This window comes from Mesorhizobium sp. M0518, from assembly GCF_040321125.1.
Lineage (GTDB): Bacteria > Pseudomonadota > Alphaproteobacteria > Rhizobiales > Rhizobiaceae > Mesorhizobium.
This window is the reverse complement of the sequence record NZ_JAMYQY010000017.1, coordinates 1-11,506: the sequence shown is the minus strand read 5'-3', so window position 1 is coordinate 11,506 and position 11,506 is coordinate 1. Positions and strand designations below refer to the sequence as shown.

10 protein-coding genes are annotated in these 11,506 nt (G+C 62.7%); 3 read left to right on the top strand and 7 right to left on the bottom strand.

Features of this window, described 5'->3' with window-relative positions; genetic code table 11:
• Nucleotides 1-8: 8 nt before the first annotated feature.
• The 7 genes from NKI66_RS22875 to NKI66_RS22845 all read right to left on the bottom strand — a co-directional run bounded on the left by NKI66_RS22875 (nt 9) and on the right by NKI66_RS22845 (nt 8,181).
• Complete coding sequence (locus NKI66_RS22875; RefSeq protein ID WP_352753063.1) at nt 9-2,564, bottom strand: sensor histidine kinase; 2,556 nt, start codon at nt 2,562-2,564, stop codon at nt 9-11.
• Nucleotides 2,565-2,763: 199 nt separating this feature from the next.
• Nucleotides 2,764-4,164, bottom strand: coding sequence for an adenosylhomocysteinase (ahcY, locus tag NKI66_RS22870; protein WP_023810629.1), 1,401 nt, complete (start codon nt 4,162-4,164; stop codon nt 2,764-2,766).
• 172 nt (nt 4,165-4,336) lie between these two features.
• Nucleotides 4,337-4,633 (bottom strand): HPr family phosphocarrier protein, encoded by a 297-nt coding sequence (locus tag NKI66_RS22865; protein ID WP_023810630.1) that lies wholly within the window; start codon nt 4,631-4,633, stop codon nt 4,337-4,339.
• Nucleotides 4,630-5,031: a PTS sugar transporter subunit IIA gene (locus NKI66_RS22860; RefSeq protein WP_010912939.1), complete on the bottom strand. Its 402-nt coding sequence runs from the start codon at nt 5,029-5,031 to the stop codon at nt 4,630-4,632. Before NKI66_RS22860 ends, NKI66_RS22865 begins: the two co-directional genes overlap by 4 nt.
• A 164-nt stretch (nt 5,032-5,195) precedes the next feature.
• Nucleotides 5,196-5,642 carry an HPr kinase/phosphorylase gene (locus NKI66_RS22855; RefSeq protein ID WP_023810631.1) on the bottom strand — a complete coding sequence of 149 codons (447 nt, stop codon included), beginning with the start codon at nt 5,640-5,642 and terminating at the stop codon, nt 5,196-5,198.
• A gap of 32 nt (nt 5,643-5,674) precedes the next feature.
• Nucleotides 5,675-7,459 (bottom strand): sensor histidine kinase, encoded by a 1,785-nt coding sequence (locus NKI66_RS22850; protein ID WP_023810632.1) that lies wholly within the window; start codon nt 7,457-7,459, stop codon nt 5,675-5,677.
• Between the two features lie 20 nt (nt 7,460-7,479).
• Entirely contained in the window at nt 7,480-8,181 is a 702-nt protein-coding gene (locus tag NKI66_RS22845; protein ID WP_013528337.1) for a response regulator transcription factor, read from the bottom strand.
• 343 nt (nt 8,182-8,524) lie between these two features.
• Between NKI66_RS22845 and NKI66_RS22840 the strand changes: the two genes are divergently transcribed.
• The 3 genes from NKI66_RS22840 (at nt 8,525) to lysM (ending at nt 11,300) form a co-directional block, all read left to right on the top strand.
• Nucleotides 8,525-10,150, top strand: a complete 1,626-nt coding sequence (locus NKI66_RS22840; RefSeq protein ID WP_128302730.1) for a phosphoenolpyruvate carboxykinase — start codon at nt 8,525-8,527, stop codon at nt 10,148-10,150.
• 84 nt (nt 10,151-10,234) lie between these two features.
• The gene (arfB, locus tag NKI66_RS22835; RefSeq protein ID WP_023810634.1) at nt 10,235-10,672 is read left to right on the top strand and encodes an alternative ribosome rescue aminoacyl-tRNA hydrolase ArfB; all 438 of its coding nucleotides are present in this window, start codon (nt 10,235-10,237) and stop codon (nt 10,670-10,672) included.
• A 154-nt stretch (nt 10,673-10,826) separates the two neighbouring features.
• Nucleotides 10,827-11,300 carry a peptidoglycan-binding protein LysM gene (gene lysM, locus NKI66_RS22830; RefSeq protein WP_023810635.1) on the top strand — a complete coding sequence of 158 codons (474 nt, stop codon included), beginning with the start codon at nt 10,827-10,829 and terminating at the stop codon, nt 11,298-11,300.
• The last annotated feature ends 206 nt before the right edge of the window (nt 11,301-11,506 follow it).

The window sequence follows — 11,506 nt, the reverse complement described above, 5'->3', positions numbered from 1 at the left end:
CGAACGCGCTACTCGGCCGCGGCGCGGATGCCCGGCATGTCTGGAAAGGTGCAGATGACGGTCGTGCCCTTGTCCTTGCCGGTTTCGATGCGAACGCTGCCGCCATGCAGCTCGACGAAGCTCTTGACGATCGACAGGCCGAGGCCGGCGCCGCGCCGGCGGCCGCCATTGGCGCGCGGCTCGAAACGGCGGAACACCGAATCAAGCACATCCGGCGGCATGCCGGGGCCGTCGTCATGAACCGAGAATTCCACCCCATCCGCCAGATGGCGGCAAGTGAGCCGGATGATGCTGGCTTCCGGAGCGTAATTGGCGGCGTTGCTGAGCAGATTGTAGAGGATCTGGCGGACGCGGACCTCATCGCCATGAAACGTCTTCGGCGCCGCGACGGCGTCGACCTGGAGACTGATCGAATGCTCTTCCAGCCGGTCGGCCACCAGTTCGGCCGCAGCGGCGATGGTGCGATCGACCTGCACCTCGGAAATGTCGAGCTGCATGATGCCGGCGTCCACCGTCGCCAGGTCGAGGATATCGTTGACGATGGTGAGCAGGACCGAGGAGGACGAGCTGACATGCTCGACATATTCGCGCTGCTTCTGCGACAGCGGACCGGTCGTGGGCTGCGACAGGAGTTCGGTGAAGCCGATGATGTTGGTCAGCGGCGAGCGCAGTTCATAGGAGACGTGCTGGACGAATTCATTCTTGAGCTGGTCGGATTTTTGCAGCGCCTCGTTCTTGTCCTTCAGCGCCCGCTCGACATGGACGCTGTCGGTAACGTCGACGAAGGTCATCATCACCTGCCCGTTGGGCAGCGGGATCATGGCGTAACTCAGCACATTGCCGTTGTTGAGCTCGGTCTGTCCGTGGCGGTCGCGGCGCTCGTCGTCAAAGCCGGTGATGGCGGCAACGAAGCTGGGCCAGGGGCTGTCCGCAGCCTGCCGGTCGCAGAGGTCACGTATCGCCGACACATGGACGCTGGGCTTGGCCGCTTCACCGCTCAATCCCCAGAGAGTGGCAAAGGCAGGATTCGACAGCCGGAGCCTGCCGTCGGGTCCGAACACCGCCACGCCTTCGGCAAGATTGTCGAGCGTCTCGCCCTGAACCCGCACCGCTGTCTGGTAGCGGCTTTCGAGGTCCATCTTCTCGGTCAGGTTCTCGAACACCCAGGTCACGCCGCCCTTGGGCTGCGGATTGGCGACGACGCGAATGGTCTTGCCATCCGGCAGATGCCACCAATGTTCCTGGGATTCGACGGCGCGATAGGCGCCGAGCAGGCCTTCCTTCCAGCGGCGCCATTCAGGCTGTTCGGCGATCTTGCCTTCGCTGCGCAGCCGGTCGAGCAGCAAGGCATTGTCGGGAGCGCTGTGCAGGAAGCCTGCATCGAGGCCCCAAAGCTTCTGGAAGGCCTGATTGAAGAACCGCAGCTTCTCGTCGGTATCGAAAATGGCGACCGCCGTATTGAGTTGGTCGAGCGTGTCGGCGTGGCTCCTGACGGTCCGTTCGTATTCGCCGCGAACGGTCTCGATGGCGCTGGTGTCGCAGGCAAGGCCGGCCGAGCCATCGCTGCCGGCGAAATCGGTGACCGCGAACACACGGCGATCCCCTTCGATCACCGTGGACAGCGACTGCTCGAAAACCGGATGCGTCTTGTGCTGGGCGGCAATCGCATCGCGCGCCTGACCGCCGAGGAACTCCTTTTTCTCCCGAACCGCGGCTTCGGCATTTTCGGCTTCGACGGCATCGGCATAGGCGCGGTTGACCCACTTCAGCCCGCCGTCCTCGCCGCGGAGCCATGCCGGCATGTTCAGCGCGTCGAGCAGGCCGATCATCGTGTCGTGGTCGGCGGCCAGCCGCTGGTTCTCGATCTTCAGCCTGGCCTGGCTGCGCTGCGTCTCCGAGAGCGAGACAAAACGCACGAGCACATGCGCGGCACTCTTGCGGCCATGCACTTCGAGCGGCGCACCGGCCTGCGATTCGATGACGAGGTCGAAGGGTTTGGCCTTCTCGCGCAATCCCGCGACGGCATGTTCGAGTGCCGCCGCCGAACGCGGCATCAGCCAGCGGCCGAAAGCAAGAAAAGCGGCCCTATCCTCGGGAGCGCCGCTTTCGACGGGCAATGTGCCGATGAGCTCGGGCTTCTTGTTTTCCGCCGCCCAGACGACCACGCGCTGGTCGCGCAGATTGAGCAGCGCCTCCGAGCGGCGGAGCGCCGCGTTGATGTCGGCGAGGCGGCTCCTGAGTTCGACATTCTCCGCCGAGGTGCGGGCTCTTTCGCGGATGAGAACGATGGCCGATATCAGTGCGGCACCAGTCACGCCGACGAACACGGCAAGCTGCATGACCTCGATGGCGCTCAGCGACAGTCCAGCCACGCTGGCAGCAGCGGTTTCGGCATGCGCGACGGCGCCTGTCAAGGGGACCGCGAGCGCGGCGGTGGCAAGGAATGTCGACGCGCGGGCGCACCAGGACAGGCTCCCGCCTTCCAGGGCGGAGCCAGCAATCCCCGAATCGTCATGGCCGCCGGAAACGGCCCGTCCCGCCCTGTGCGGGTGTTGCCCCGGCATGTCTTGGTCCTCTCCGCCGCCTGAATGCAAGACCGCCCTGATGCGTGCTTCTCTTGACCCTCTTGGGCTGGAAGCATCGCCGAATCACCTGACAATAACCCCTCGCCGAATCGACGTGAAGGCTGATGGCGCGCAAAAATATGGCCGGGCGAAAAGTCAATCGCCCGGCCTCAATATCTGGTAGTAATTTTAGCTTTGGTTAATAGCGGTAGTGTTCCGGCTTGAACGGACCCTGCGGCGTGACGCCGATATAGGCGGCTTGTTCACCGGACAGTTCGGTCAAGCGGGCGCCGAGCTTGTCGAGATGCAGGCGCGCGACCTTTTCGTCGAGATGCTTGGGCAGGACATAGACCTGGTTCTCGTACTGGCCGGGCTTGGTGTAGAGCTCGATCTGGGCCAGCACCTGGTTGGTGAAGGATGCCGACATGACGAAGCTCGGGTGGCCGGTGGCGTTGCCGAGATTGAGCAGCCGCCCTTCCGACAAAAGGATCATCCGCTTGCCGTCCGCGAAGGTGATCATGTCGACCTGCGGCTTGACGTTTGTCCATTTCAAATTGCGCAGCGCGGCGACCTGGATCTCATTGTCGAAGTGGCCTATGTTGCCGACGATGACCATGTCCTTCATCGAGCGCATATGGTCGAGGGTGACGACATCCTTGTTGCCGGTGGTGGTGATGACTATGTCGGCGGTGGGGGCCGCATCTTCCAGCGTGACGACTTCAAAACCGTCCATCGCCGCCTGCAGGGCGCAAATCGGATCGACCTCGGTGACCTTGACGCGGGCGCCGGCGCCCTTGAGCGAGGCCGACGAGCCCTTGCCGACGTCGCCATAGCCGCACACGACAGCGACCTTGCCGGCCATCATCGTGTCGGTGCCGCGGCGGATGCCGTCGACCAGCGATTCCTTGCAGCCATATTTGTTGTCGAACTTCGACTTGGTGACCGAGTCGTTGACGTTGATGGCGGGGAAGGGCAGCAGGCCCTTCTTCTGCAGCTGGTATAGGCGGTTGACGCCGGTGGTCGTCTCTTCGGTGACGCCGCGGATCGCCGCCTTCTGCTTGGTGAAGAAGCCGGGCGAAGCCTTCAGGCGCTTCTTGACCTGGGCGTAGAAGTATTCCTCTTCCTCGCTCTGCGGGTTGGACAGCACATCCTCGCCTGCCTCGGCGCGGGCGCCGATCAGGATGTACATGGTGGCATCGCCGCCATCATCGAGGATCATGTTGGAGAGGCCGCCATCGGCCCACTGGAAGATCTTGTCGGTGTAGTCCCAATACTCCTCGAGCGACTCGCCCTTGACGGCGAACACCGGGATGCCGGCTTCGGCGATGGCCGCGGCCGCATGGTCCTGGGTCGAGAAGATGTTGCAGGAGGCCCAGCGGATATCGGCGCCCAACTCCTTCAGCGTCTCGATCAGCACCGCCGTCTGGATCGTCATGTGCAGCGAACCGGTGATGCGCGCGCCCTTGAGCGGCTGCTTGGGACCGAATTCCTCACGGCAGGCCATCAGGCCCGGCATTTCGGTTTCGGCGATCTCGAGTTCCTTGCGGCCCCAGCCGGCAAGCGAGATGTCGGCGACCACATAGTCCTTGCTACCCGTCATGGCAGTACTCCGATGCGAATGTTGTGCTTGCGAATTTGTTGCGGACACGCCCGCGCCGGTCGGCGCGTCGAAGGGCGCGAATTGCCGGCCTGACTAGCAGATCGGAGCAGGGTCGACAATGGGATATAAAGAAATCTTTATCCCTGCATGTCTCTCAGACGCGCATCTGCACTCAGCATTCCTCGCCAAAGCGGGACGCCACCAGCTGCTCCAGGGCGTCGATGACCTGCCGGGCCTCCGGCCCGCTGGCGGTGACGCGGATCGAATAGCCGGGGCTTGCCGCCAGCATCATCAGGCCCATGATCGAGGTGCCGCCGACCTTGACGCCGTCCTTCTCGACATGCACCGAGGCATCGAAGCCGCTGGCCAGCTGGACGAACTTCGCCGAAGCGCGGGCATGAAGGCCACGCTGGTTGATGATGGGAAAGTCCCGGACAATCTGATCTTTTTCCGGGGACAGGGCGTTCATTTGCTGCTCAGGAGCTGGCTGGCGACGTTGATGTATTTGCGACCGGCGGCCTGAGCCTCATCGAGCGCGGCGGCCATGTTGTCGCCCTTGCGGATCGAGGAGAGCTTGATCAGCATCGGCAGGTTCATGCCGGCGATCACCTCGGTGCGGCCGGATTCCATCACCGAAATGGCAAGGTTGGAGGGCGTGCCGCCGAACATGTCGGTCAGCACGATGACGCCCGCCCCGGTATCGACACGGGCAACAGCGTCGACGATGTCGCGGCGACGCTGCTCCATATCGTCGTCGGCACCGATCGCCACGGTTTCGAAATTGTCTTGTGGCCCGACGACATGTTCGACGGCATGTCGGAACTCGGTGGCCAGTTGACCGTGCGTTACAAGCACGAGTCCGATCATTCTTTGGTGGCTCCCGTCATCGCCGCTTCACAGGCGCATTTTATGCTCGCCAGCCAATCCAGGCGGCGGGAGCGCTATCTTGTCGACGCACGGCCCGTTGACAAGCCCAAAATTGCGCAGGCACATGCCATTTTGACGCATTGCAGCAAAAAACCCGGAACGGATCATAGAAAAGGCGCGATCGACAGCCGCGCCATCACGACCGGCAAGACCGCTGGGACATTGCGTTCGACCACGTCGACCCGCGGCACCAGACAGCCCGCAATGCTGCTTGCGGTATCCTCCTGGAAGCGCACCGCTTCGCCGGCCGGCACCAGGCGGACATGGAGGTCGACGAGGCCTGCCGGCTCGAATGGCAGAGGTCGGGGGCCGAGCCCCGGCACCTCGGCGAGGCCTTCTATGGCGGCGGGAGCGCGGCACAGCAGCCGCCCGGCATGCGCCTCGACGAAGAGCTGATCGTCGCCGACGAGCCGCGAGAACAGGCCGCGATGGCGACAATGGTCGATGAGCGCCAGCGCCAGCGTCGTCTTGCCCGAGCCGGATGCTCCGGTGACGAGAATGCCGCGCTCGCCGATCAAAACCATTGTCGCGTGAATATTTTCAGGCTGCACGGCTGGACCAAGCGTGGTTGGAATTCATGCTCTCAGCCTTCGGCCGGCAATGTCACCACAAAGCGTGCGCCCTTGATCTCGCCGGGTTTGGTGCCGGGGATGTTCTCGGCGGTCAGCGTGCCGCCATGAGCCTCGACGATTTGCCTGGATATCGACAGGCCAAGGCCCGAATTCTGGCCGAATGCCTCGCCGGCCGGCCGATCCGTGTAGAAGCGCTCGAAGATGCGGTCGATGTTGTCGGCGCGGATGCCGGGGCCATTGTCGTCGACGGTGACGATGTTGAACTTGCCGGCACGCGCCAGCGAGAGGCTGATGTGGCCATGGTCCTCGGGAACGAAGGAACGGGCGTTCTCGATCAAATTGGTGATGACCTGGCCGATGCGCAGATCATGCCCGACGACGACGTAGCCTTTGACGCCTTGCGGCAGTTTGGCGGCCTTGAACTCGATCTCGACCGCCTTCTTGTTACGCGTCGCTTCGCGCGAAACGGCGACCAGATCGGTGATGAATTTCTTCAAATCGACGGTCCCGGCATCCTCGCGCGCGAGCTCCGCGTCGAGGCGCGAGGCGTCGGAAATATCAGTGATGAGCCGATCCAGCCGCCTGACATCGTGCTGGATGATATCCATCAGCCGGCCGCGCGAATCGTCGTTCTTGGCCAGCGGCAAGGTTTCCACCGCGCTGCGCAGCGACGTCAGCGGGTTCTTCAATTCATGCGACACGTCGGCCGCAAAGCTTTCGATCGCCTCGATACGGGCGTAGAGCGCGTTGGTCATGTCGCGTATGGCGATCGACAGATTGCCGATCTCGTCCTGACGGTCGGAAAAGTCGGGGATCTCTTCACGGCTCTTGACGCCGCGCCGCACCCGCACCGCCGCCGCCGACAGCCGGCGCAGCGGATTGGCGATGGTGGAGGCAAGCAGCATCGACAGGATGGCGGTGACAAGGGCCGCGATACCGAAGACGCGCAGGATCGCCTTGCGCTCGGCGGCGACGATCTTGTCGATGTCGCCGCCTTCGGTCGACAGCATCAGCACGCCCAGGACGGCACGAAAGCGCTGGATCGGCACCGCCACCGAAACGATCTGCTCGCCCTGCTCGCTGACGCGCACGATGGTCGACGGGCTGCCGGTGAGAGCCTTGACCACTTCCGGGAAAGCGGCGCCATTGCCGCCCGGCTGCTCGTGATAGACCGGCAGCTCGGTGTTGCGGAAGAAGTCGAAGACGAATTTCTGGATGCGCTCGACAAGATCGGGCTCTTCCTCTTCAACCGGCGGCAGATCGTAGCGCAGGATCTGGCCGCGCGAATAGAGGTGGCGCGAATCGAGCAGCAGATTGGCGTCGCGGTCATAGATGCGTGCGCGGGTCCTGGTCGGCGAGATCAGCCTTCTCAGCACCGGCGCGACCCGCTCCGGGTTGATCGGGAAGTCGAGATTGTCGAGCTGGTCGGAGCCGGGTCCCAGGCTTTCGCCGGCCTGCAGCTCAAGCAGCTTTTCCGGGTCGATGCTGATCGAATCCGTCTCGACGGTCGCCGACGCGGCAATGGCGCCGGCGATGATCTCGCCCTGGGTCATCAGGCTTTCGACGCGGGCGTCGATCAGTCCGTCGCGGAAGGTGTTGAGATAGAGGATGCCGGTCACCAGGACGGCGAGGCCGGCAAGGTTGAGGAACAGGATACGCCGCGTCAGGCTGGAAAAGATATGATGGCCGAGGAAGCGGCGCATCGGCACCGTGATCTTCGAGACGAAGGACGGCATGATCCGGGACGGCCGCCTGGAGGCGCCCGCCGGTCTTGTTCGCTGTGTTTCCACTGCCATCGAATAGCAGGCCCTGCTACTTACGCTTCGCGGAACCGGTATCCGACTCCGTAAAGGGTTTCGATCATCTCGAAGTCGTCGTCGACGGCCTTGAACTTCTTGCGCAGCCGCTTGATGTGGCTGTCGATGGTGCGATCGTCGACATAGACCTGTTCATCATAAGCCGAATCCATCAGCGCATCACGGCTTTTAACGACGCCAGGACGCTGCGCCAGCGAATGCAGTATCAGGAACTCGGTGACGGTGAGCGTCACCGGCTCGCCTTTCCAGGTGCAGGTGTGGCGCTCCTGGTCCATGACGAGCTGGCCGCGCTCGAGCGAGCGGGCCTGCTGGCTTGGCGTCTTGGCGGCAGCCTCGCGGGCACTGGCGCGGCGCAGCACGGCGCGCACGCGCTCGACCAGCAGGCGCTGTGAGAAGGGTTTGCGGATGAAGTCGTCGGCGCCCATCTTGAGACCGAACAACTCGTCGATCTCATCGTCCTTGGAGGTCAGGAAGATCACCGGCAGGTCGGACTTCTGGCGCATCCGGCGCAGCAGTTCCATGCCGTCCATGCGCGGCATCTTGATGTCGAGGATGGCAAGGTTCGGCGGGCGTGCCGCCAGGCCTTCCAGCGCCGACGCACCATCCGTGTAGGTCTCGACGCGATACCCCTCGGATTCCAAGGCGATCGACACCGATGTCAGAATGTTGCGGTCGTCATCGACAAGCGCGATTGTTGCCATTTCAAGCGGCTCCCTCATGAGCTGTCCCTTCTGTCGTAGAGAAGGGGCTTTTGCAGGACAAATTAGGTACAAAATGTGGCATAGGCCTTGTCCGCTGTCACGCGCGGCATGCCGGCGGCCACAATCCTACCTCGACATGGGTTGGACGAACGTACATCGCCAATCCTTTGGGCAACCGCGAAACTTTTTGCACATATAAACGATTTAAACAACTTTCAAAATATTTAAATCGATTAATGATTTGATATCATTTGCCTTTTCTGGTTCTGACCATCTCAGCCCGCGTAGTGGGCGTGCTGGAAACGTGCCGGCAAAGATGCGGCAAATCCAAGAGGGACACTCGATGTCGGAAGTCGGCAAACGCAATTCCGCCTGCGCGATCGATCATATCGGCCTGAAAACCACCGGCGTGGTGCGCTATAATTTCGGTGCGGCTACCCTTTATGAGGAATCGATCCGGCGCGGCGAGGCCCGCTTGACCGCCCATGGCGCGCTGGTCGCCGAGACCGGCCAGCACACCGGCCGCTCGCCCAAGGACAAGTTCGTCGTCCGCAACGGTGACACCGAACCACATGTCTGGTGGGAGAACAACAAGGCGATCTCGCCGGCCCAGTTCGACACGCTGCTCGCCGATTTCCAGGCGCACGCCGCGGACAAGGATCTATACGTCCAGGATCTGGTCGGCGGCGCCGATGCGGAGTCGAGGCTGCCGACCAGGGTGATCACCGAATTTGCCTGGCACTCGCTGTTCATCCGCAATCTGCTCATTCGTCCCGGTGCCACCGAACTCGAGCAGTTCGTGCCCGAGATGACGATCATCGACCTGCCGTCCTTCCGCGCCGATCCCCTCCGTCACGGCAGCCGCACCGAAACGGTGATCGCCGTCGATCTTTCGCGCAAGATCGTGCTGATCGGCGGCACCTCCTATGCCGGCGAGATGAAGAAGTCGGTGTTCACCATGCTCAACTATCTCCTGCCGGCGAAAGGCGTGATGCCGATGCATTGCTCGGCCAATGAGGGTGCGGCCGGCGACGCCGCCATCTTCTTCGGCCTGTCGGGCACCGGCAAGACGACGCTCTCGGCCGATCCCTCGCGCACGTTGATCGGCGACGACGAGCATGGCTGGGGACCGCACGGCATCTTCAATTTCGAAGGCGGCTGCTACGCCAAGACGATCAAGCTGTCGGCGGAAGCCGAGCCGGAAATCTTCGCCACCACGCAGCGCTTCGGCACGGTGCTGGAAAATGTCGTGCTCGACGCCGATGGCGTGCCGGATTTCAACGACGGAAGGCTGACCGAAAACACACGCTGCGCGTACCCGCTGGACTTCATCCCCAATGCCAGCAAGACCGGCCGCGCCAACCATCCCAACAACATCATCATGCTGACCGCCGACGCCTTCGGCGTGATGCCGCCGATCGCGCGGCTGACCCCGGCGCAGGCGATGTATCACTTCCTCTCCGGCTACACCGCCAAGGTGGCCGGAACCGAAAAGGGGGTAACCGAGCCCGAAGCGACGTTTTCGACCTGTTTCGGTGCGCCGTTCATGCCGCGCCATCCCTCTGAATACGGCAATCTGCTGCGCGAGCTGATTGCAGGCCACGGCGCCGATTGCTGGCTGGTCAATACCGGCTGGACCGGCGGCGCCTACGGCACCGGCAAGCGCATGCCGATCAAGGCGACGCGCGCCTTGCTTGCCGCCGCACTTGACGGCTCGCTGAAGACGGCCGAGTTCCGCACCGACCCTCATTTCGGTTTCGCGGTGCCGGTGGCTGTCCCGGGCGTCGACAGCGGCATTCTCGACCCGATGATTCTGGACCCCCGGGCGACCTGGGCCGACAAGGCCGGCTATGACCGGCAGGCGGCAAGGCTGGTCGGCATGTTCGCCGTCAATTTCGAGAAATTCGAAAGCCATGTCGATGCCGTGGTGCTGGGCGCCGCGCCGCGCATGCAGGAAGCGGCGGAGTAATCGCGCCACAGGGTTCAGCTTTCGTTGAAAGGCCCGGTTCGATCGGGCCTTTTCTTTTTCGATCCGCCGCGCCATGACTGCGGCATGGCGAGCGACGACAACATCATCATATCAGGCGATGCGGTTATCCATCCGGGCGACCTGCACGAGGATTTCATCCGCTCGTCCGGCCCCGGCGGCCAGAACGTCAACAAGGTGGCGACGGCGGTGCAGCTGCGCTTCGACGCGGCCAACGCAACGGGTCTGTCGGAGCGCGTGCGCGAGCGGACGATCAAACTTGCCGGCCAGCGTGCCACCAAGGACGGTGTCATCGTCATCGAGGCAGGCCGCTTCCGCACCCAGGAACAGAACCGGGCGGATGCGCGGGCACGGCTGACGGCATTGGTCGCCAAGGCCGCCGAACCGCCACCGCCGCCGCGCAAGAAGACACGGCCATCGAAGGGCGCCGTGGAGCGGCGGCTGAAGAGCAAGGCCGGGCGCGGCACGATCAAGAAGCTGCGCGGCCGGGTGGAGAACGATTAAGCACCACACCAGAGCATGATGCCGAAAAGTGTGAAGCGGTTTCGGGCGACATCATGCTCTATCTCTTGGATCTAGGCACGCGCACAAAACGACTTCCCATTTTGGACCGCAGATGCAAGGTTCAACCATTGCCATTAGCAAGGGAGACCCAAGGATGGGCATGTTCGATTTCGTCAAGAGCGTCGGCAAGAAACTGGGCATCGGCGGTGACGACGAAGCCGCACCCTCGGCCGACACACTCAAGAAGGAGCTCGATTCGCACAAACTCGGCACCGATGGCGTCGAGGTCGTCGTCAAGGGTGACACGGCGGTGCTGAAGGGCGTGGTCAAGGATCAATCGATCTTCGAAAAGGCAGTCATCGCCGTCGGCAACACGCTCGGCGTCTCCAAGGTGCAGGCGGACGAATTGCAGGTCGCGCCAGCGTCTGGCACGGCCGCCGCCCCGGCCAAGGAGCCCACCTTTTACACGGTGAAGAAGGGCGACAATCTCTGGAAGATCGCCGAGAAAAGCTACGGCCAGGGCCAAGGCGTCAAGAACACGGTCATATTCGAGGCCAACAAGCCGATGCTGACCCATCCCGACAAGATCTATCCGGGCCAGGTGCTGCGCATCCCAGATCTCGCCTGATCAAGGCGATGCCAATTTGCGAAAAGCAATTCCAGGAAAAGTGTGAAACGGTTTTCCGTCCGGAATTGTGCCAAACAAAGAGTTAGAACGGCGGCTTTCGGGTCTAATGCAGTTCACTTAAGTTGGGCTGGATGAGGATCTGGTAAGACCTATCGAACAGGATGGAGATTCGTTTCCATCCTGTTCGTGTTTTGAGATGCCAGGTC

Coding starts and splice junctions, on each gene's coding strand:
- NKI66_RS22875 (WP_352753063.1), bottom strand. CDS start 2,564: ATGCCGGGGCAACACCCGCACAGGGCGGGACGGGCCGTTTCCGGCGGC.
- ahcY (WP_023810629.1), bottom strand. CDS start 4,164: ATGACGGGTAGCAAGGACTATGTGGTCGCCGACATCTCGCTTGCCGGC.
- NKI66_RS22865 (WP_023810630.1), bottom strand. CDS start 4,633: ATGAACGCCCTGTCCCCGGAAAAAGATCAGATTGTCCGGGACTTTCCC.
- NKI66_RS22860 (WP_010912939.1), bottom strand. CDS start 5,031: ATGATCGGACTCGTGCTTGTAACGCACGGTCAACTGGCCACCGAGTTC.
- NKI66_RS22850 (WP_023810632.1), bottom strand. CDS start 7,459: ATGGCAGTGGAAACACAGCGAACAAGACCGGCGGGCGCCTCCAGGCGG.
- NKI66_RS22845 (WP_013528337.1), bottom strand. CDS start 8,181: ATGGCAACAATCGCGCTTGTCGATGACGACCGCAACATTCTGACATCG.
- NKI66_RS22840 (WP_128302730.1), top strand. CDS start 8,525: ATGTCGGAAGTCGGCAAACGCAATTCCGCCTGCGCGATCGATCATATC.
- arfB (WP_023810634.1), top strand. CDS start 10,235: ATGGCGAGCGACGACAACATCATCATATCAGGCGATGCGGTTATCCAT.
- lysM (WP_023810635.1), top strand. CDS start 10,827: ATGGGCATGTTCGATTTCGTCAAGAGCGTCGGCAAGAAACTGGGCATC.